Below are 20,463 nucleotides of genomic sequence, written 5' to 3'. Positions count from 1 at the left end.
TGGGTGATGCCGGCGCGAATACTCTGCCATGGCAACCTGCCTCACAAGGGAGCAATTTGCATGCCAGTGCCCCAGCATGGGTTTTTTGCACCAAATCCACGCTTTTAAAGGCGTAAATCAAAGATTGTCAGACAATAACGCACTGCAATGTGGCGTCTACAATTGATAATGACCTGTTTTGGTGCGTGTAAAACCATCTGCACATTAACTGGTTAAACCTTGAGCAATTTCCGCTATAATCCGCGCCCCCCTTTTTCGGCTGGCCGTTCGCGCGCTGTTTTCATGAAACTAATCGTAAAAGTCTTCCCCGAGATCACCATCAAGAGCCGCCCGGTACGGATGCGTTTCATCCGCCAGTTGGCCAAGAACATCCGTGCCGTGCTCCGAGACCTGGATCCGGCCGTGGTGGTGAATGGCGTGTGGGACAACCTCGAACTGGAAACCCGTGTCAGCGAACCCAAGCTCCTGAAGGAAATGACCGAGCGCCTGAGTTGCATGCCGGGCATCGCGCATTTTTTGCAAGTCGATGAATACCCGCTGGGGGATTTCGACGACATCCTCGCCAAGTGCATGCTTCATTATGGTGACGCACTGGCCGGCAAGATCTTTTCGGTGCGTTGCAAGCGCGCCGGCAAGCACGCGTTCAGCTCGATGGATGTGGAGAAGTTCGTCGGCAGCCAGTTGCGCCGGCAATGCGGCGCGGCCGGTATTTCGTTGAAAGACCCGGAAATCGAAGTGCGCATCGAAATTCGCGACCAGCGGCTGTTCGTGATCCACAGCCAGCACAACAGCATCGGCGGGTATCCGCTGGGTTCGCTGGAGCAGACCCTGGTGCTGATGTCCGGTGGCTTCGACTCCACGGTGGCCGCCTACCAGATCATGCGTCGCGGGTTGATGAGCCATTTCTGCTTCTTCAACCTCGGCGGGCGTGCCCATGAACTGGGCGTGATGGAAGTGGCGCACTTCATCTGGAAGAAGTACGGCAGCTCCCAACGCGTGTTATTTGTGAGTGTGCCGTTCGAGGAAGTCCTGGGCGAGATTCTCGGCAAAGTCGATAACAGTCATATGGGCGTCATTTTGAAGCGTATGATGTTGCGCGCCGCTTCACGAATTGCCGACCGCCTGCAAATCGATGCACTGGTGACCGGCGAGGCGATCTCCCAAGTGTCGAGCCAGACGTTGCCGAACCTGTCGGTGATCGACTGCGTGACCGAGAAGCTGGTCTTGCGTCCACTGATCGCCAGCCACAAGCAGGACATCATCGACCAGGCCAACGCAATCGGCACCGCCGAGTTTGCCCGGCACATGCCGGAATACTGCGGCGTCATCTCGGTCAATCCGAAGACGGCGGCCAAGCGCGGGCGGGTGGAGCACGAAGAGAAAGAATTCGACATGGCGGTGCTCGAGCGAGCGCTCGAAAACGCCAGGCTGGTGCCGATCGATCGCGTCATCGACGAATTGGGCCAGGACATCAAGATTGAAGAAGTCGGCGAAGCGCTGGCCGGTCAGATCATCATCGACATCCGCCACCCGGATGACGCTGAAGACGACCCGCTGAGTGTCGCCGGCATCGAGGTAAAAACGATGCCGTTCTATGCCGTGAACGCGCGTTTCAAGGAACTGGACCCTACTCGCCAGTACCTGCTGTATTGCGACAAAGGCGTGATGAGTCGCCTGCATGCCCACCATTTGCTCAGTGAGGGGCATGCCAATGTGCGCGTTTATCGACCGAGCTAAGTGCCCGGGGCTGTTTGCCTGTGGCCTGCGTCACCGGCCCCCCGACGCCGCCGACAGGCTGTAACGGCTTTGTCGGACTCAACGTAAATCGCTGCCACGACCTGTCAGCACACCGAATCCTCTGATCGAGATACACAAGTGATCGAAAATCTACGCAACATCGCCATCATTGCTCACGTTGACCATGGTAAGACCACCCTGGTAGACAAACTCTTGCGTCAATCCGGCACCCTGGAGCGCAACGAGCTCAACGACGAGCGCGTGATGGACTCCAACGACCAGGAAAAAGAGCGCGGTATTACCATCCTGGCGAAAAACACCGCCATCAACTGGAACGGCTACCACATCAACATCGTGGACACCCCGGGCCACGCCGACTTCGGTGGTGAAGTAGAGCGCGTGATGTCGATGGTCGACTCCGTGCTGCTGCTGGTTGACGCTCAAGACGGCCCTATGCCGCAAACCCGTTTCGTGACCAAGAAGGCGTTCGAAGCCGGCCTGCGTCCGATCGTGGTCATCAACAAGGTCGACCGTCCAGGCGCGCGTCCGGACTGGGTTCTGGACCAGATCTTCGACCTGTTCGACAACCTGGGTGCCACCGAAGAACAGCTGGACTTCAAAGTCGTCTACGCCTCGGCCCTGAACGGCATTGCCGGTCTGGACCACACCGCCATGGCTGAAGACATGACCCCGCTGTACCAGTCGATCGTCGACGACGTACCGGCGCCGAAAGTCGACCGTGACGGTCCGTTCCAGATGCAGATCTCGGCACTGGACTACAACAGCTTCCTGGGTGTGATCGGCGTTGGCCGTATCGCCCGTGGTCGCATCAAGCCGAACACCCCGGTGGTTGCCATCGACGCCGACGGCAAGAAGCGCAACGGTCGTATCCTCAAGCTGATGGGTCACCACGGCCTGCACCGCATCGACGTTGAAGAAGCAGCGGCCGGCGACATCGTCTGCGTCAGCGGCTTCGAGCAACTGTTCATCTCCGACACCCTGTGCGACCCACTGAACGTCGAAGCGATGAAGCCGTTGACCGTCGACGAGCCAACCGTTTCCATGACCTTCCAGGTCAACGACTCGCCATTCTGCGGTAAAGAAGGCAAGTTCGTGACCAGCCGTAACATCAAGGAACGCCTGGACAAAGAGCTGCTCTACAACGTTGCCCTGCGCGTTGAAGAAGGCGACTCGGCCGACAAGTTCAAGGTGTCCGGCCGTGGTGAGCTGCACCTCTCGGTACTGATCGAAACCATGCGTCGCGAAGGCTTCGAAATGGGCGTGGGTCGTCCTGAAGTGATCATCCGCATGGTTGACGGCGTCAAGCACGAACCGTACGAAAACGTGACCATCGACCTGCCGGAAGAATCCCAGGGCGCGATCATGGAGCAGATGGGCCTGCGTAAAGGCGACCTGACCAACATGGTTCCGGATGGCAAGGGCCGTGTGCGCCTTGAGTACAACATCCCGGCCCGTGGCCTGATCGGTTTCCGTAACGAGTTCCTGACCCTGACCTCCGGTGGCGGCATCCTGACCTCGATCTTCGATCGTTACGACGTGATGAAGTCCGGCGACATGTCCGGCCGTCAGAACGGCGTGCTGGTATCGGTTGCGACCGGCAAGGCCCTGACCTACTCGCTGGAAACCCTGCAAGCGCGCGGCAAGCTGTTCGTCGAGCACGGCCAGGATATCTACGAAGGTCAAATCGTCGGCCTGAACAGCCGCGACAACGACCTGGGCGTGAACCCGACCAAAGGCAAGAAGCTCGACAACATGCGTGCTTCGGGCAAGGACGAAACCATCGCCCTGGTTCCGCCGGTCAAGTTCACCCTGGAGCAAGCGCTGGAGTTCGTGCAGGAAGACGAACTGTGTGAAGTGACGCCTAAGTCGATTCGCCTGCGTAAGAAAATCCTTGGCGAAAGCGAGCGTACCCGCGCTGCCAAGAAAAGCGGCAACTGAGTTTCGACTTAGTTAGTAGCTGAAAAAAACGCCCCTGATTGTGAGATCAGGGGCGTTTTTTTATGCCTGGAAGTGTGTAGCGCCTGTCAGGGCCCTATCGCGAGCAAGCTCGCTCCCACAGTGGATTTGCAGTGGACACGGACTTTGTGTCCGACAGGAATTCCCTGTGGGAGCGAGCTTGCTCGCGATGGCGTCGGCTCAGGCACCGCTAAACCAGCTGCCGATCAGAATTTGTCCAACGTCCGCGGATTCCGCTCGCGCTCCACTTCCTTGGGCTTGTAGGCGCAATACCCCGGCCGTGGCCCAATCCGCGGATGGTTGCGGCAGGTGTCCGGACGCTTCTCGTAAATGGTGCACAACCGGCTCTTGCGGTCCAGATAAAGGCAATCGTTGTTGCTCATGCGCTGGAGCGTGAAAATTTCCGACTTCTGGTTGTAGCGCTCGACGATCCCTTCCTTTTGCAGGCGCTTGGCGATGTTCTTCGGCGGGTCGCCCAGTTCGAACTCATCGACGATGCCGATGCGGATCAGGTCCTTTATCTTGGCTTCCACCGGCAGTGTGCAGCAGCTCGACACGCAGGAACCGCACATCGGGGCGGAGTACTTGGCCCAGGTATCGAGTCGGTCGATCTCCGCGGCGGCGATCAGGTCGGGCTTCATCATCACGGTTTACCAGCATGCATCAGGGCGCGCGATCATACCGGGACTGGTGAAATTTTGAACGACCATCCGCCAGTTTTTTTTCATCCCGGCCAAACCCGCCCGGATCGGCACGGCCCCTGCATTCATTCGCTTATCCGGCAATTCTCTGACGACGATTCTCCGCCACAGGGAAAAACCACCGAACCAGAGCCTGTGCCGTCTGTCAGACCGACTAGGCTCAGACAATTCCATGCTCGTTCGAGGTCTCATCAATGACTCAAGAACCACTTGTTCGCGAAGCCGAAGTCGCTGCTTTTCGCGATGCCGTGTTGACCAAACTCACTTACGCCGTCGGCAAGGACCCGGATCATGCGTTTGATCACGATTGGTTCGAAGCCATTGCCCTGGCCGCCCGCGACCACATGGTCGAACACTGGATGGACCACACGCGGCAGATCTACCGCAAGGGCCAGAAGCGCGTCTATTACCTCTCCCTGGAATTCCTCATCGGGCGCTTGCTCTACGACAGCCTGAGCAATCTCGGCCTGCTGGACACCGCGCGCGAGGCCCTGACCGAGCTGGGCGTGGACCTGGAGCGCATCCGCCTGCTCGAACCCGATGCGGCGCTGGGCAACGGTGGCCTTGGCCGCTTGGCGGCGTGTTTCATGGAAAGCATGTCCACCCTGGGCATCGCCGGCCATGGCTACGGGATTCGTTATGAGCACGGCCTGTTTCGCCAGGCCATCGTCGACGGCTGGCAGCAGGAGCAGACCGAGCATTGGCTGGATTTTGGCAACCCGTGGGAGTTCGAACGGCCAGAGGTGGTCTACCCGATCGGCTTTGGCGGCAGCGTCGAGACCGTCACCGACGACACCGGCAAGACCCGGCAAGTCTGGTCCCCGGCCGAAACCGTGCGGGCCATTGCCTATGACACCCCGGTGGTGGGCTGGCGCGGTGCCAGCGTCAACACCCTGCGCCTGTGGCGTGCCCGGGCCGTGGAAGACCTGCACCTGGAACGCTTCAACGCCGGCGACCACTTGGGCGCGGTGGCGGAAGTGGCCCGGGCCGAAAGTATTTCCCGCGTGCTGTACCCGGCCGACAGCACCGAAGCCGGCCAGGAACTGCGCCTGCGCCAGGAATATTTCTTTGTCGCCGCCTCGTTGCAGGACTTGCTGCGCCGCCATCGCAACATGCACACCTCGGTACTGACCCTGGGCGATCACGCGGCGATCCAGCTCAACGACACGCACCCGTCCATCGCCGTGGCCGAGCTGATGCGGCAACTGGTGGACGTCTATGACGTGGCCTGGGATGCGGCCTGGCAGATCACCCAGGACACGCTGTCCTACACCAACCACACGCTGCTGCCCGAAGCCCTGGAGACCTGGCCGGTGGGGCTGATGGAGCGCATGTTGCCCCGGCACATGCAGATCATCTACCTGATCAACGCCCAGCACATCGATTCGCTGCGGGCCAAAGGCGTGCACGATTTCGATGTGCTGCGCTCGGTTTCGCTGATCGAAGAGGACAACGGCCGCCGGGTGCGCATGGGTAACCTGGCGTTTCTCGGTTCCCACAGCGTCAACGGCGTGTCCGGGTTGCACACCCAACTGATGCGCAGCACGGTGTTCTCCGAGCTGCACAAACTCTATCCGGATCGGATCAACAACAAGACCAACGGCATCACCTTCCGCCGCTGGTTGTTCCAGGCCAACGCCGAATTGACCTCGATGATGGTCGACGCCCTCGGCCCGAGCGTGCTCGACAACCCCGAGGAACGCTTGATCGAACTGGAGCCGTTCGCCGATAAACCGGCGTTCCGCAAACAGTTCGCCGAGCAGCGCCTGCACAGCAAGAAAGCCCTGGCTTACCTGATCCATGAACGACTGGGCATTGCCGTGAACCCGGCGGCGATGTTCGACGTGCAGGTCAAGCGGATCCACGAATACAAGCGCCAGTTGCTCAACCTGATGCACACCGTGGCGCTGTACCAGGCGATTCGCGCCGAGCCGGAAGTGGATTGGGTGCCGCGGGTAAAAATCTTCGCCGGCAAGGCCGCCGCCAGTTACCACCAGGCCAAGCTGATCATCAAGTTGACCAACGACATCGCCCGAGTGGTGAACAACGACCCGACCGTGCGTGGTCTGCTCAAAGTGGTGTTCCTGCCCAACTACAACGTCAGCCTGGCCGAAAGCATCATTCCGGCGGCGGACCTGTCTGAGCAGATTTCCACGGCCGGCTTCGAAGCGTCGGGCACCAGCAACATGAAGTTCGGCCTCAATGGCGCGCTGACCATCGGTACCATGGACGGCGCGAACGTGGAGATGCATGAGCGCGTCGGTGGCGAGCACATGTTCATTTTCGGCCTGACGGCTGAGCAAGTGGAAGCGCGCAAGCAAAACGGCGAGTTCAGCGCTGCGCCGGACATCGCCGCCTCCCATCGCCTGAACGATGTCTTGCAGGCGATACGGGGCGGGGTGTTCTCGCCGGATGATCCGATGCGCTACGCCGGGCTTGTCGACTCGCTGGTGGACTATGACCGCTTCCTGGTCTGTGCCGACTTCGACTCGTACTGGAACGCCCAGGCCAAGGTCGAAGAGCGTTGGCACGACGACAAGCAGTGGTGGCGTTCGGCGGTGCTCAACACCGCGCGCATGGGCTGGTTCTCCTCGGACCGGACCATCCGTGAATACGCCACCGACATCTGGAAAGCCCTGGAGTAGCATTTGCTGCAAGAAATGTGAGCGAAGCCCAACGGCGGTTGGGCTTCGTCGATATACTAGGCGCCAGTTTCGCCGGGCGGTGTGGCCGGACTCAGCAATTGGCAGCGCCAACATTCCAATGTGGGAGCGAGCTTGCTCGCGATCGCGGTGTATCAGTCAACCTTAAGGTGTCTGTCATGCCGCTATCGCGAGCAAGCTCGCTCCCACAGGGTTTGGGGGGCTACTAGACTGATCCAGGCATCGCATCACCCTGGTTACGCCCGCAATGGGCCGCTTAGGGATATCAACCATGCAATGGATCTTGACGTTGTTGGGCCTGGCACTCGGCTGGGTGGTGGACGAGTCGTTCGCCGATGCGCTGATAGGCGCACTGGTGGGGCTTGGCATCGCCCAGGCGTTTCGATTGGGGCGCCTGGGTGTCCAGGCGGCCAAGCAACAGATCTTGTTGCAAGAGGCCCAGCAGAGCTTACTCACGTTGGAGGGCCGCCTGGCGGTACTCGAACGCGGCAAGGTGGCCGAACCGAGTGATCCGGCCCCCGCGCCCGAGGTTGTCGTGTCCCAGGCCGCAAAGCCCGCAACGCGCACCGAACCGGAGCTCGTCTGGGAATTGCCGCCAGACCTCGAACCCGCTCCCGCGATGGCCACCCAGGCCAGCCAGCCGTTGCCCGATGACATTTGGAAGCCCGCGCCAGAGACGTCCAGCCGGCGTGCCGAGCGCGATTTTGCCCCTCTGCCCCTGGAGCCGATGGTGGCGGAGCCGGCGGCCCCGCGTGGTCCGAATCTGTTCGACCGCGCCCTCACCGGTGCGCGCAACTGGCTGTTCGGCGGCAATACCGTGCTGCGGGTCGGTGTGGTGCTGTTGTTCCTCGGCCTGGCGTTCCTACTGCGCTATGCCACCGAAGGCATGGTGGTGCCGATCGAGCTGCGTTACGCCGGCGTCGCGGCCAGTGCGCTGGGCCTGTTGGGCCTGGGTTGGTGGTTGCGCCAGCGTAACAACAGTTATGCACTGATGCTCCAGGGCACCGGGATCGCCGTGTTGTACCTGACGGTGTTCGCCGCCATGCGCCTGCATCCGTTGCTCGATTCCAAGGCGGCCCTGGGCTTGCTGGTGGCGGTGACGGTGTTCTCGGCGATCCTGGCGGTGACCCAGAATGCCCTGGGCCTGGCCGCGGCGGCGGCACTGGGCGGGTTTGCCGCACCGATCCTGACCTCTACCGGCAGCGGCAACCACGTCGCGCTGTTCAGCTATTTCATCCTGCTCAATGCCGGCATTCTCGCGATAGCCTGGTTCAAGGCCTGGCGCCTGCTCAACCTGATCGGTTTTGTCGGCACCTTCGGCATCGGTTTCGCCTGGGGCCTGCGTTCCTACACGTCAGAGCTGCTCTGGAGCACCGAGCCGTTCCTGATCCTGTTCTTCCTCATCTACCTGGCGATTGGCTTGCTGTTCACCCGCCGCAAGCTGCTGGAAATGAGCGATGTGCCTGAAGATGGTAGCCGCGACGCGTTGTTGCGCTGGTCGGCGCGCAAGGGCGATTACGTCGACGGCAGCATGCTGTTCGGCCCGCCGTTGGTGGGCTTCGGCTTGCAGTTGGCGTTGGTGCAGCACCTGGAGTTTGCCGCTGCCTTCAGCGCCTTGGCCCTGGGCATGATCTACATGGGCCTGGCGCGGTTATTGATGGGCGGCCGCGCCCTGCTGTTGGCGGAAACCTGTCTGGCCCTGGGGGTGATTTTTGCCAGCCTGGCAATCCCCTTGGGGCTCGACGCCCGTTGGACCGCGGCGGCCTGGGCCGTGGAAGGCGCGGGGATCTTCTGGCTGGGCCTGCGCCAGCAACGACCTTTCGCACGAGCCTTTGCTTTGTTGCTGCAATTGGGTTCGGCGCTGGCCTTCCTCAGCGAATTGCGATCTGGCGAAGGCAGCCTGCTCGACGGCTCACCGTTGGGCGCGCTGATGCTCGGCGGCGCGTTGCTGTTCACGTTCTACCAACTGCGCAAGGCAGCCCCTGAACACACTGCGGCTTGGGAGCGCCAAGGCCTGCCGGTGCTGGCGGTGCTGGGCTTGGGTTTCCTCTATCTGCTGGCACCGTTGTTCTTCTTTACCCACGGCACGGCCATCGCCTGGGCCCTGGCCGGATTGGCGACGTTGTGGGTCGGCCTGCGCCTGCAATCGCGCAGCTTCCTGTTCACGGCGTTCGCGGTGCAATTGCTCGGCGGCGCACTGTTCCTGTTGCGCCTGCAAGGCGCCGAGGGCGATTCGGCGGCGGTGTTCAGCGCGGGCTGGAGCGGTTTGCTCAGTGCTTCTCTGATCGGTCTGGCGTTGATCGGTGGCATGTTGCTGGCGGCGCGCGACGACATGGTGCGCAACGATGTCCGGTTGCTGCGCGGCTTGTCGGTGGTGCTGCTGGCGGGGCTGGTGCTGATCAACCTCGCGGTGCTGTTCGTCCTGCCCTGGCAAACGGCGAGCGGGGTGTGGGCGGCCAGTGGCCTGTTGATCATCTGGCTGAGCCTGTACCTGAAACAGCGCGTGAGCTTTGTCTTCGGCCTGTTGTTGCAACTGCTGGGCGGTGCGGCATTCCTGACGGCGGGGCCGGCGCTGTTGGGGCCGCTCAATGCCGAGGATCTGCGGCCCCTGGCCCATAGCGGCTTCTGGACGCCGCTGGTCCTGGGGCTGGCGGCGCTGGTGGGCGCGTGGCGCCTGCAACGGGCGCACGCTGCGCAGGAGCTGGACGCCTTGAGCTTGCAGCGCCTGTCCGAGCTGTTGCTGATCTGGGGCGCGGGTTGGTGGGCGCTGGCGTGGGTCAGCGAAGTGCTGCGTTTTGCTCCGGCGAACCTGCAAGGCAGCTTGCTGTTGTTGGTTGCGGCCATCAGCGTGGCGGTGTGGAGCGTTTTGTCGCTGCGGTTGAAATGGCCGGCGCTGGGGCTGCTGTGCACCTTGTTGATCCCGGCGGCGGGCTGCGTACTGGTGGCGACGGGGCACAGCCACTATCACCCGGCCGCGAATTTCGGCTGGCTGGCCTGGCTGGCGGTATTCGCCGTGCATTTCCTCTCGCTCAAGCGCCTGGCGCCGATGCTGCCGGCCCGGGCGCGCAGTACGGCCCACGTACTCGGTTGCTGGTTGCTGATGGCGGTGTTGATGCTGGAGTTGCGTTACGGCCTGCTGTTGCTGTCCGAGCAGTACAACGCTTGGCGCTGGCTGGCCTGGGCGATCCTGCCAGGTCTTTATCTGGTGCTGATGGCCACGCCGCGTCCCTTGCCATGGCCGGTTTCGGCACAACCCCGGGAATATCGTGTCTATGCGGCGGCGCCCATGGCGCTGTTGATGCTCGGTTGGTTCTGGCTGACCAACACCTTCAGTGATGGCAACTCAGAGCCCCTGCCTTATGTGCCGTTGCTCAATCCCTTGGAACTGGGCCTGCTGTTCGCCTTGTTCGGTATCTATGTGTGGGCTCGCAACGCCGTGGAGCAATCGACGAACGGCTGGAGTCGCGTCGGGCACGTCGCCCAGTTGATCGCCGGTGTGTCGCTGTTCGCGTTCTTCACCGCCCTGGTGATGCGCACGGCCCACCAGTGGATGGGGGTGCCCTACGAGCTGGACGCGCTGCTCGAGTCGATGTTCGTGCAGGCCGGGTTGTCCATTGTCTGGACCTTGATCGCCCTGGGCCTGATGATCGGTGGGCATCTGCGCCATCGCCGTGAAGTGTGGCTGATCGGTGCGGCGTTGATCGCCGTGGTCGTGGCCAAGCTGTTCTTTGTCGAATTGAGTAACCGTGGCGGTCTGGCGCGGATCGTGTCGTTCATCGGCGTGGGTGTATTGCTATTGGTGGTGGGCTACTTCGCGCCGCTGCCGCCCAAGCGCCCGGAGACGGTCGCCCAGGATGAGCCGCCTATGCCTGTCAGTGAGGGAGTGTCATCTTGAGTCGCAAGTTGAATCGGATCGGGCTGGGCGTGGTCGGATTGTGGGTGGCGTTGTCGGTTACGGCCCAGGAGCAACCGGCGGATTTCGCCCATCAAGTGCCGTTGGCCCTGAGCGGCGAAGGGCCGTGGTATCGCCTGCCGTTGCCACTGGACGTGCAGCTGCAGGCGCGGCAGACCGACCTGAGCGACCTGCGCGTCTTCAACGCCGCCGGGCAGGCCCAGGCCTACGCCTTGGTGCGCGAGTCGGCCCAGAGCCAGGAAAACCGCACCCTTACCGACGTGAAGTGGTTCCCGCTCTACAACGCCGCTGATGACCACGAGCGCGCGCCCAGCGTACGTGTGCAGTCGAACGCCAATGGCACGCTGGTGGAAGTCCAGCCATCGAGTCGGCTCGAAGCGGGGGAGGAGGAGCTGCGCGGTTGGTTGCTGGATGCCAGCGCGATCAAGGCACCGTTGCAGCAGTTGATCCTCGACTGGACCAGCGAGCGCGACGGCTTCCAGCGGTTCACCATCGAAGCCAGTGACGACTTGCAGCACTGGCAATCCTGGGGTGAAGGCCAGGTGGCGCGCTTGACCTTTGCCGATGAGCGGGTCGAGCAGCATGAAGTGAACCTGCCGGGGCAACCGGCGCGCTATCTGCGGTTGCTGTGGGATTCGCCGTCCTCCGCGCCGGTGCTGACCTCGGCCCAGCTGCACAGCGCCAGCCGCGAAAGCCTGCCGTTGCCGCTGGTCTGGTCGCAACCGTTGGCCGGCAGCACGACGAAGGCCGGTGAGTACACCTGGCAGTTGCCCATGGGGCTGAACATCGAGCAAGTGCAGGTCGAACTGAGTCAGGCCAACAGCCTGGCGCCGGTGACCCTGGCCGGTCGCCGTGAAAGCAGCCATCCGTGGCAGCCGCTGGGCAGTGGCTTGCTCTATCGCCTGACCCAGAACGGCCAGGATGTGCTGCAAAACCAATTGCAACTGTCCGGCCAGACCGTGCAGCAATTGAAACTGACCGTGGACGAGCGTGGCGGCGGCCTGGGAACCGAAGCCCCGGCCCTGCGCTTTGCCGTGCGCCCGACCCAGGTGGTGTTCCTGGCGCGGGGCGAAGGGCCCTACAGCCTGGCGTTGGGCAGCGCGACAGTCAAAGCGGCCAACTTGCCATTGAGCACGCTGGTGCCCGATTACAAACCGTCGCGCCTGGCGACGCTGGGGACGGCGACGGTGAACGGCGCGGCCACGTCGACGCCGGCGGCGACCCCTGCAACCGCAAGCGCGCCTGCGACGGTCGATACCAACTGGAAGAAAATCGGCCTGTGGGCGGTGTTGCTGCTGAGCGTGCTGTTCCTCGCGGCGATGGCGTTCAGCCTGCTTCGCAAGCCGCCGGTCAAGAGCTGAGGTGCGTTCATCGCGAGCAAGCTCGCTCCCACAATAGACCGCGTTCGTCGAAACAACTCGGTCAACTGTGGGAGCGAGCTTGCTCGCGATGGCGTCCTCTCAATCGACAGAAATATCCAAGCGAGCCGCCACCCCGTGAACTCAATCCTCCATTCTCCGTCTCATAGGAGGAATTAAGTCCCGACTCGCGCTAAACTGCGCTGGTTTTTCCGCCCCCTATTCTTCGGAGCCGTCCATGTCCCGCGTTACCTTGAGTCGCTATTTGATTGAGCAGACCCGCAGCAACAATACCCCTGCCGATCTGCGCTTTTTGATCGAAGTGGTGGCGCGTGCGTGCAAGGAAATCAGCCACGCCGTCTCCAAAGGCGCGTTGGGTGGTGTCCTGGGCAGCATGGGCACCGAAAACGTGCAGGGTGAAGTGCAGAAGAAGCTCGACGTGCTGTCCAACGAAATCCTGCTCGAAGCCAACGAATGGGGTGGTCACCTGGCCGGCATGGCGTCCGAGGAAATGGACAATGCCTACCAGATCCCGGGCAAATACCCCAAGGGTGCCTACCTGCTGGTGTTCGACCCACTGGACGGTTCGTCGAACATCGACATCAACGCGCCGGTCGGCACCATCTTCTCGGTACTGCGCTGCCCGAACGAGTACCTGAGCCAGAACGAAGCCCTGAATGAAAAGGCCTTCCTGCAGCCGGGCACCGAGCAGGTCGCCGCCGGTTATGCCATCTACGGCCCCCAGACCATGCTGGTGCTGACCCTGGGCGACGGCGTCAAGGGCTTCACCCTGGACCGCGAGATGGGCAGCTTCGTCCTGACCCATGAAGACATCACCATTCCTGAATCCACCCAGGAATTCGCCATCAACATGTCCAACCAGCGTCACTGGGAAGCCCCGGTAAAACGCTACGTCGAAGAGCTGCTGGCAGGCGAAGAAGGCCCGCTGAAGAAGAACTACAACATGCGCTGGGTCGCCGCGATGGTTGCCGACGTGCACCGGATCCTGACCCGTGGCGGCTTGTTCATGTACCCGCGCGACAGCCGCGAGCCGTCCAAGCCGGGCAAGCTGCGCCTGATGTACGAAGCCAACCCGATGTCGTTCCTGGTGGAGCAGGCGGGCGGCGCTTCCACCGACGGTCACCAGCGCATCCTCGATATCAAGCCTGAAGGTCTGCACCAGCGCGTGGCCGTGTTCCTTGGTTCGAAGGAAGAAGTGGCCCGCGCCACGGCCTACCACAAGGAATAAATCATGGCCGAGCCCTGGCAGCCGTTGCTCGATTGGTGGTTTGGTGCAGCCCAGACACCGGACGAAATAGCGGCCGACAAGGGCAAGCTGTGGTTCGGCAAAGGCCATGATCGCCAGGCGCAAGAGCGCTTCGGCGATCGGGTTGAGCAGGCACTGGCCGGCGGATTGACCGACTGGGCGCAACGCCCGGAAGGTTGGCTGGCCCTGGTGCTACTGCTCGATCAACTCCCGCGGATGATCTTTCGCGACACCCCCAAGGCTTTTTCCGGCGACCTGCGTGCCCAAGCGCTGGTGGCCCAGGGCATGGCGGCGGGTTTCGACCGGCAACTCAAGCCGATCCAGCGCGTCTTCATCTACCTGGTACTCGAACACTGCGAAAACCTGGCGGTGCAGAACGAAGCCGTGTCGCGGTTCATCGACCTGGTCCGAGAGCAACCGGAGGCGGAACGGGCGGTGTTTGAAGACAACCTGGATTATGCCGAGCGGCATCAGAAGATCATTGCGCGGTTTGGACGGTTTCCCCATCGCAACGCGGTGTTGGGGCGCGAGTCCACGGCTGAGGAAATTGAATTTTTGAACAGGCCTGGGTCCAGGTTCTGATTCTTTCGATGTAGCTGATGCCGCCATCGCGAGCAAGCTCGCTCCCACATTGATGACTTCGAACGCGGTCAACTGTGGGAGCGAGCTTGCTCGCGATAGGGACCTTGAAGACGCTAGATCCGGAAACTACCCACCAACTGCTTCAACCGCGCCGCCTGCTGCTCGAGGTCGGCACAGGCGCGCAAGGTGGCTTGCAGGTTTTCCACGCCTTCCTGGTTCAGGGTATTGATCTCGGTGATGTCGACGTTGATCGACTCCACCACGGCGGTCTGCTCTTCAGTGGCGGTCGCCACGGATTGGTTCATGCCGTCGATTTCACCGATACGCTGGGTCACGCTGCCCAGTCGCTCGCCGGCCTGGTTGGCAATGCCGACGCTGCTTTCGCTCTGGCGCTGGCTATCGGTCATGGTCAGCACCGCTTCCCGTGCGCCGACTTGCAGCTCTTCGATCATCTTCTGCACTTGCTGCGCCGAGTCCTGGGTGCGGTGCGCCAGGTTGCGCACTTCATCGGCCACCACCGCGAAACCGCGCCCGGCATCACCGGCCCGGGCCGCTTCGATGGCGGCGTTGAGGGCGAGCAGGTTGGTCTGCTGGGAAATGCTGGTGATCACCTCGAGGATCTGGCCGATGTTCACTGTGCTGCTGTTCAGGGTTTCGATGTTGCCGCACGAATCGCTGATCTTGGCCGACAACTGCTGCATGGCCGCAATGGTTTTATCCACCACGTGCTGGCCGTCTACGGCCAGGTTGCGGGCCTCGCTGGAATGTTGCGAGGCGAGGGCGGCGTTCTGGGCGATTTCCTGGGCAGCGGCGCCAAGCTGGTTGATGGCCGCGGCCACGCTGCTGGTGCGTGATGCCTGCTGGTCGGAATTGAACATCGACGAGTTGGACGCACTGACCACGCGCAAGGCGACTTCGTTGACCTGGCCGGTGGCCGAGGCCACTTCGCGGATCGAGGTGTGGATGCGTTCGACAAAGCGGTTGAACGACGTGCCCAGTGCGCCGAATTCGTCATGGCCGTGAATGACCAGGCGGCGAGTCAGGTCGCCTTCGCCTTCGGCGATGTCATGCATGGCGCGGCCCATGGTCAGCAGCGGTTGCATCAGCACGCGGATCAACATGCCCAGCAGGGCGATGATGAACACCACCGCGATGACCATGGCGATCAGCGCTGACGTACGGAACTCACTGAGCATCGCCAGCGCGGTGTCCTTGTCGAGCACCAGCGCCACGTACCAGTCGGTGCCCGGCACGCCGTTGACGCGGGTGAAGGAGATGAATTGGGTCTTGCCGTCGAGGTCGACTTCCTTCACCCCCGGGCTGATTTGCGGCGCGCCGTTGGGGTAGGCCTCGGCCAGGGTCTTGAGCACGCGCTTGCTGTCGGGATGGATCAGGATCTTGCCGTCGGCGCTGACGATGAACGCGTGGCCGTGGCCGCCGAAGTTCAGCGAGTTGATAATGGCGCTGACGCTGGACAGGTCGATGTCCGCACCGGCCACGCCAATCATCTGCCCCTGGCGCTGTACCGGCGTGGCGACGGTGATCACCAGCTTGCCCGACGAGGCGGCGATGTACGGTTCGGTGACGATGGTTTGCTGTGCGCTGTTGGCGGCCTTGTACCAGCCACGGGCGCGCGGGTCGTAGTCGGCGGCGCGATTGCCGGCCGGTACCGAGAACATCACGCCGTCAGTGCCGCCGAAATAGCTGAGCTGGAAGTTGCCGGTGTACGCCGGCAGGCCCACGGCGCGCTTGAGGCTGTCGGCATTGTTGCCGTCCACGGCGATCTGCTGGGCCAGCGACTGCAGCAATTGGATACGGCCGTCGACCCACGTCTGGATGTTACGGCTGGTCAGGTTGCCGAGTTCCTGCATGGAGGTCTCGGTGCTGGCGTGCAGGCTCTGGCTTTGCCGATAGTCGTTGAACAGGATGAAACAGGCGAATGCAACGGCCACCACGAGGGCGGCAGCCAGCAAGATCTTGTGGCTGAATTTCATGTTTCTGGTCATTAAGAACACTACCGCGGAGGGACGGGTCAGGAAGGGCTGTCAATTTGCCATAGCGCAGAATTTTGCGCTGTGACTTTTATCGGCGTAAAAGCCCGGCCCATCAGGCGCCAGGGGCTCAGTCCCGACGAAAGGTACGACGGCGTCACAAACCGGGTGATTCATCGATGAAACACCTCTGCACAGCCAATAAATACTAGGGGTGTCAGGGAACCAGATAGGGGTTTTCTCTTCTAAGGATCAGGTTGGCACCCTGCCACCTCCCTTCCGTTCCAGGAGTTACACCATGTCGCTGCGATCTATCGCTCTGCTGTTTATGTGCGTCGTGTTGACCGCATGCAGCAAGGTCAACCAGGAAAACTATTCGAAACTGTCGGCTGGCATGCCCAAGGCCGAAGTCGAAACGTTGCTGGGGAAACCGACCGATTGCTCAGGCGCACTCGGCATGTCCAGCTGTACCTGGGGCGACCAGAAAAGCTTTATCAGCGTGCAGTACGCCGGTGACAAAGTGTTGATGTTTTCCGGCCAAGGCCTGAAGTAAACCGAGGCCAGAGGCCTGCGGGAGAAAAATAATGATGCGGTTAGTGTTTGTGCTTTTGGCTGGCCTGGTATTGGCCGGCTGCGCCACTTCTGGCGTGGATCCGTTGGCGCCCAAGACGGTCAACAGCGTCAACCTCAAGCGTTACCAAGGGACCTGGTATGAGTTGGCCCGTCTACCCATGTATTTCCAGCGCAATTGCGCGCAATCGGAAGCTCACTACCTCCTCAAGCCAGACGGCAATGTGGGTGTGCTCAATCGCTGCCTGACCTCGGACTGGCAGTGGGAGGAGGCCAGGGGCACGGCCACGCCGCAGGTGCCGGGCAAGACCGACAAGCTCTGGGTCGAGTTCGACAACTGGTTTTCACGGATCGTGCCAGGCGTGGCGAAAGGGCAATACTGGGTGCTGTACGTCAGCGATGACTACAAGACCGCCATCGTCGGCGACCCGAGCCGCCGCTACATGTGGCTGCTGTCCCGCACACCGACCGTCAATAGCGTCGTGCGCGAGGAGCTGCTGAGCAAGGCGCGCCAGCAGGGCTACGACACGACACGACTGATCTGGCGCGCGTCGGATCGGCAGATGGCCAAGACTTCGAATTGATCGGCTGCTGAGAACCCATGTGGGAGCGAGCTTGCTCGCGATGACGGACTTTCAGCCAACTTCAGTGTTGAATGTGAAGGCCTCATCGCGAGCAAGCTCGCTCCCACAGATTTGATAGGGTCAGTCTAGAAGTTCGCGCAATACCTGGGTAAACGCCCGGGCGCTTTCCTCTTCGCCGGCATGACGCCCATCACGCACAACCCACCGTCCACCGACCATCACATCCCGCACCTGACGATCGCCGCCGGCAAACAACCAGCGATTGAGAATCCCGTCGCCATTGGCCGTGGCCAGGTACGGATCGTTGCCGTCGAGCACCAGCCAGTCGGCGCGCTTGCCGATGTCGAGGGCGCCGACCGGTTGCCCCAGGGCCTGGGCGCCGCCTTCCAATGCCGCGTCGAACAAGGTGCGGCCGACTATCGGCTGATCCGCCCGATACAAGCGGTTACGCCGTTGGTCACGCAGGCGCTGGCCATATTCCAGCCAGCGCAGTTCTTCGACCACGCTCAAGGACACATGGCTGTCGGAACCGATACCCAGGCGCCCGCCCTGGGCGAGGAAATCCACGGCCGGGAAAATGCCGTCCCCCAGGTTGGCTTCGGTGGTCAGGCACAGGCCGGCAATCGCCCGGCTCTTGGCCATGAGGCTGACTTCCTGGGCGTTGGCATGGGTGGCATGCACCAGGCACCAGCGCTGGTCGACTTCGGTGTGTTCGTACAGCCATTGCAGCGGGCGGGCGCCGCTCCAGCTCAGGCAGTCATCGACCTCCTTCTGCTGCTCGGCGATGTGGATGTGCACCGGGCAATCACGGTCGCTGGCGGCCAGCACGTCCTGGATCTGCCCCGGTGTCACGGCGCGCAGCGAGTGGAAACACAAGCCCAGGGCCTGGGACGGTTGCCCGGCCAGGATCGGTTGCAAGCGTGACTGAAGCTTCAGGTAGTTTTCGGTGCTGTTGATGAACCGGCGCTGCCCGTCATTGGGCGCCTGGCCGCCAAAACCGGAATGGCTGTAGAGCACCGGTAGCAGCGTCAGGCCGATGCCGGCGGCGCTGGCGGCGTGGCTGATGCGCAGGGCCAGCTCCGCCGGGTCGGCGTAGGGCGCGCCGTCGGTGTCATGGTGCACGTAATGGAATTCGGCGACCGAGGTGTAGCCTGCCTTGAGCATTTCGATGTACAGCTGGCGGGCGATGATGCCGAGTTGATCCGGGCTGATTTTTCCGACGAGGCGGTACATCAAGTCGCGCCAGGTCCAGAAACTGTCGTTGGGATTGCCCGCCACTTCCGCCAGCCCGGCCATCGCCCGTTGAAAGGCATGGGAGTGCAGGTTCGGCATGCCCGGCAGCAGCGCACCGCCCAGCCGTTCGGCGCCGTCTGCGTGGGAACCGGCCTGAATATGGGTCAGGACGCCCTGGGCATCGACCTCAAGACGTACATCATGGGCCCATCCACTAGGCAGCAGCGCGCGTTCGGCAAAGAAGGCGGACATGGTTCAACCTCATCGTGCTTAATTTGTATATACATATACAGACGTTTGCCTGGCCGGTAAACTCCGGCAAGCTAGCAACCTTATTCGCAGAACAGGGAACCGCCGTGCCGACTCCGCCTGCCAAACCGCCGCTGGCCGCACACATGGGTGACAGTCCGGCGCCCTTGTACGCCCGCGTCAAACAGATGATCACCCAGCAGATCGACAGTGGAAACTGGCCGCCGCATTACCGCGTGCCGTCGGAAAGCGAGCTGGTCAGCCAGTTGGGCTTCAGTCGCATGACCATCAACCGTGCCCTGCGGGAAATGACCGCCGACGGCCTGTTGGTGCGCATGCAGGGGGTCGGTACGTTCGTGGCCGAGCCCAAGAGCCAATCCGCGTTGTTTGAAGTGCATAACATCGCCGACGAAATCGCCTCCCGTGGTCATCGCCACACCTGCAAGGTCATCACCCTGGAAGAAGAGGCGGCCGGTTCCGAGCGAGCCCTGGCCCTGGACATGCGTGAAGGCCAGAAGGTGTTCCACTCGCTGATCGTGCATTTCGAGAACGACATCCCAGTGCAAATCGAGGACCGTTTCGTCAACGCACTGGTGGCGCCGGACTACCTCAAGCAGGACTTCACCTTGCAGACGCCCTACGCCTATCTGAACCAGGTCGCGCCGCTGACCGAGGGTGAGCATGTGGTCGAGGCGATTCTGGCCGAGCCGAGCGAGTGCAAATTGCTGCAGATCGAGCGAGGCGAGCCGTGCCTGTTGATCCGCCGCCGCACCTGGTCCGGGCGCCAGCCGGTGACCGCCGCGCGCCTGATCCATCCGGGTTCCCGTCACAGTCTGGAAGGGCGCTTTCATAAATGAGCCAGTTGAAGGTTTTACGCGCTGCCGATTACCCACGCATGCCGTGGAAAAACGGTGGCGGCAGCACTGAGGAAATCACTCGCGATGCCGGCACTGGCCTGGACGGCTTCGGCTGGCGCCTGTCGATTGCCGACATTGCCGAGTCGGGTGGTTTTTCCACATTTGCCGGTTACGAGCGGATCATCAGCGTCTTGCAGGGAGACGGCATGACGCTGAACGTCGATGGCCAGGCCACGCGACCTTTGCATCCGCTGGACCCCTTTGCCTTCAGCGGCGAGAGCCATGTGCATTGCACCTTGCTGGGCGGCCCCATTCGGGATTTCAACCTGATCTATGCACCGCAGCGTTACCGCGCGCGATTGCAGTGGGTGGGGGGACAGCAACGATTTTTCAGCGAAGCGGAGACATTGCTGGTGTTCAGCGCGGCCCCGGGATTGACCATCAAGATTGGTGAGTCCGCCGTTGTCCTGGGCCTCTACGACTGCATGCAGTTGAGCGGTAACACCGGGCTGCTGGACATCACCAGCCACGGCCAATGCTGTGTGATCGAACTGACGGCTCGCTGATTTCAGCTTCTTGAGTACCCTGTGGGAGCAAGCCTTGCTCCCACAGATAAAATCCCTCGCCACAAAGTGTCTGCCTGCTGTTTCTTCTGTGCACCAACTTGTTACTGAATGCCCCAGCGTGGCGCAGCCCCGTACTTTCGTAACCTGCCTGCCTTCTTCATAAATCCCTCCTTCAGAAATTTCATCTGGCTCTCAAACCGCTCAATCGCGGGCCT

General features: G+C 61.9%; 14 protein-coding genes. 11 read left to right on the top strand and 3 right to left on the bottom strand.

Annotated features, from left to right (window positions below; all coding sequences use genetic code 11):
- The first annotated feature begins 282 nt into the window (after window positions 1-282).
- Both thiI and typA read left to right on the top strand, forming a co-directional pair.
- On the top strand, window positions 283-1,737 hold the full coding sequence (gene thiI, locus BM321_RS13340) for a tRNA uracil 4-sulfurtransferase ThiI (RefSeq protein WP_092333622.1): 1,455 nt from the start codon (window positions 283-285) through the stop codon (window positions 1,735-1,737).
- Between the two features lie 138 nt (window positions 1,738-1,875).
- Window positions 1,876-3,696 (top strand): translational GTPase TypA, encoded by a 1,821-nt coding sequence (gene typA / locus BM321_RS13335; protein WP_072407441.1) that lies wholly within the window; start codon window positions 1,876-1,878, stop codon window positions 3,694-3,696.
- A gap of 224 nt (window positions 3,697-3,920) precedes the next feature.
- Here typA and BM321_RS13330 read toward each other — a convergent pair whose 3' ends face one another.
- A complete protein-coding gene (locus tag BM321_RS13330; protein WP_092442814.1) occupies window positions 3,921-4,358 on the bottom strand; it encodes a YkgJ family cysteine cluster protein in 438 nt (145 codons plus the stop codon).
- Window positions 4,359-4,609: 251 nt separating this feature from the next.
- Here BM321_RS13330 and BM321_RS13325 point away from each other — a divergent pair, with 251 nt between their 5' ends.
- The 5 genes from BM321_RS13325 to BM321_RS13305 all read left to right on the top strand — a co-directional run bounded on the left by BM321_RS13325 (window position 4,610) and on the right by BM321_RS13305 (window position 14,198).
- On the top strand, window positions 4,610-7,060 hold the full coding sequence (locus BM321_RS13325; protein ID WP_092442813.1) for a glycogen/starch/alpha-glucan phosphorylase: 2,451 nt from the start codon (window positions 4,610-4,612) through the stop codon (window positions 7,058-7,060).
- A 289-nt stretch (window positions 7,061-7,349) separates the two neighbouring features.
- Window positions 7,350-10,973 (top strand): DUF2339 domain-containing protein, encoded by a 3,624-nt coding sequence (locus BM321_RS13320; protein WP_092442812.1) that lies wholly within the window; start codon window positions 7,350-7,352, stop codon window positions 10,971-10,973.
- A complete protein-coding gene (locus BM321_RS13315) occupies window positions 10,970-12,352 on the top strand; it encodes a DUF3999 domain-containing protein (protein WP_092442811.1) in 1,383 nt (460 codons plus the stop codon). The genes BM321_RS13320 and BM321_RS13315 overlap by 4 nt, the downstream gene beginning before the upstream one ends.
- A gap of 235 nt (window positions 12,353-12,587) precedes the next feature.
- On the top strand, window positions 12,588-13,598 hold the full coding sequence (locus BM321_RS13310; protein WP_092173410.1) for a class 1 fructose-bisphosphatase: 1,011 nt from the start codon (window positions 12,588-12,590) through the stop codon (window positions 13,596-13,598).
- A gap of 3 nt (window positions 13,599-13,601) precedes the next feature.
- A complete protein-coding gene (locus BM321_RS13305) occupies window positions 13,602-14,198 on the top strand; it encodes a DUF924 family protein (protein ID WP_092333630.1) in 597 nt (198 codons plus the stop codon).
- Window positions 14,199-14,311: 113 nt separating this feature from the next.
- Here BM321_RS13305 and BM321_RS13300 read toward each other — a convergent pair whose 3' ends face one another.
- Window positions 14,312-16,204: a methyl-accepting chemotaxis protein gene (locus tag BM321_RS13300; RefSeq protein ID WP_218190452.1), complete on the bottom strand. Its 1,893-nt coding sequence runs from the start codon at window positions 16,202-16,204 to the stop codon at window positions 14,312-14,314.
- Between the two features lie 283 nt (window positions 16,205-16,487).
- Between BM321_RS13300 and BM321_RS13295 the strand changes: the two genes are divergently transcribed.
- Window positions 16,488-16,742: a hypothetical protein gene (locus BM321_RS13295; RefSeq protein ID WP_003186715.1), complete on the top strand. Its 255-nt coding sequence runs from the start codon at window positions 16,488-16,490 to the stop codon at window positions 16,740-16,742.
- 31 nt (window positions 16,743-16,773) lie between these two features.
- The gene (locus tag BM321_RS13290; protein WP_092201136.1) at window positions 16,774-17,343 is read left to right on the top strand and encodes a lipocalin family protein; all 570 of its coding nucleotides are present in this window, start codon (window positions 16,774-16,776) and stop codon (window positions 17,341-17,343) included.
- 120 nt (window positions 17,344-17,463) lie between these two features.
- On the opposite strand, the gene BM321_RS13285 is transcribed toward BM321_RS13290, so the two are convergent.
- A complete protein-coding gene (locus tag BM321_RS13285; protein WP_092442809.1) occupies window positions 17,464-18,828 on the bottom strand; it encodes a formimidoylglutamate deiminase in 1,365 nt (454 codons plus the stop codon).
- 143 nt (window positions 18,829-18,971) lie between these two features.
- Here BM321_RS13285 and hutC point away from each other — a divergent pair, with 143 nt between their 5' ends.
- Window positions 18,972-19,682 carry a histidine utilization repressor gene (gene hutC, locus BM321_RS13280; RefSeq protein ID WP_170842365.1) on the top strand — a complete coding sequence of 237 codons (711 nt, stop codon included), beginning with the start codon at window positions 18,972-18,974 and terminating at the stop codon, window positions 19,680-19,682.
- Complete coding sequence (locus tag BM321_RS13275) at window positions 19,679-20,248, top strand: HutD/Ves family protein (RefSeq protein WP_092442808.1); 570 nt, start codon at window positions 19,679-19,681, stop codon at window positions 20,246-20,248. The genes hutC and BM321_RS13275 overlap by 4 nt, the downstream gene beginning before the upstream one ends.
- Window positions 20,249-20,463 lie beyond the last annotated feature (215 nt).

Origin of the sequence: Pseudomonas sp. NFIX10, assembly GCF_900111955.1 — a bacterium.
Lineage (GTDB): Bacteria > Pseudomonadota > Gammaproteobacteria > Pseudomonadales > Pseudomonadaceae > Aquipseudomonas > Aquipseudomonas fluorescens_AA.
This window is presented reverse-complemented; position numbering and strand designations above follow the sequence as displayed.

Coding starts and splice junctions, on each gene's coding strand:
- BM321_RS13305 (WP_092333630.1), top strand. CDS start 13,602: ATGGCCGAGCCCTGGCAGCCGTTGCTCGATTGGTGGTTTGGTGCAGCC.
- BM321_RS13285 (WP_092442809.1), bottom strand. CDS start 18,828: ATGTCCGCCTTCTTTGCCGAACGCGCGCTGCTGCCTAGTGGATGGGCC.
- BM321_RS13300 (WP_218190452.1), bottom strand. CDS start 16,204: ATGACCAGAAACATGAAATTCAGCCACAAGATCTTGCTGGCTGCCGCC.
- hutC (WP_170842365.1), top strand. CDS start 18,972: ATGGGTGACAGTCCGGCGCCCTTGTACGCCCGCGTCAAACAGATGATC.
- BM321_RS13330 (WP_092442814.1), bottom strand. CDS start 4,358: ATGATGAAGCCCGACCTGATCGCCGCCGCGGAGATCGACCGACTCGAT.
- BM321_RS13325 (WP_092442813.1), top strand. CDS start 4,610: ATGACTCAAGAACCACTTGTTCGCGAAGCCGAAGTCGCTGCTTTTCGC.
- BM321_RS13320 (WP_092442812.1), top strand. CDS start 7,350: ATGCAATGGATCTTGACGTTGTTGGGCCTGGCACTCGGCTGGGTGGTG.
- thiI (WP_092333622.1), top strand. CDS start 283: ATGAAACTAATCGTAAAAGTCTTCCCCGAGATCACCATCAAGAGCCGC.
- BM321_RS13295 (WP_003186715.1), top strand. CDS start 16,488: ATGTCGCTGCGATCTATCGCTCTGCTGTTTATGTGCGTCGTGTTGACC.
- BM321_RS13290 (WP_092201136.1), top strand. CDS start 16,774: ATGATGCGGTTAGTGTTTGTGCTTTTGGCTGGCCTGGTATTGGCCGGC.
- BM321_RS13310 (WP_092173410.1), top strand. CDS start 12,588: ATGTCCCGCGTTACCTTGAGTCGCTATTTGATTGAGCAGACCCGCAGC.
- BM321_RS13275 (WP_092442808.1), top strand. CDS start 19,679: ATGAGCCAGTTGAAGGTTTTACGCGCTGCCGATTACCCACGCATGCCG.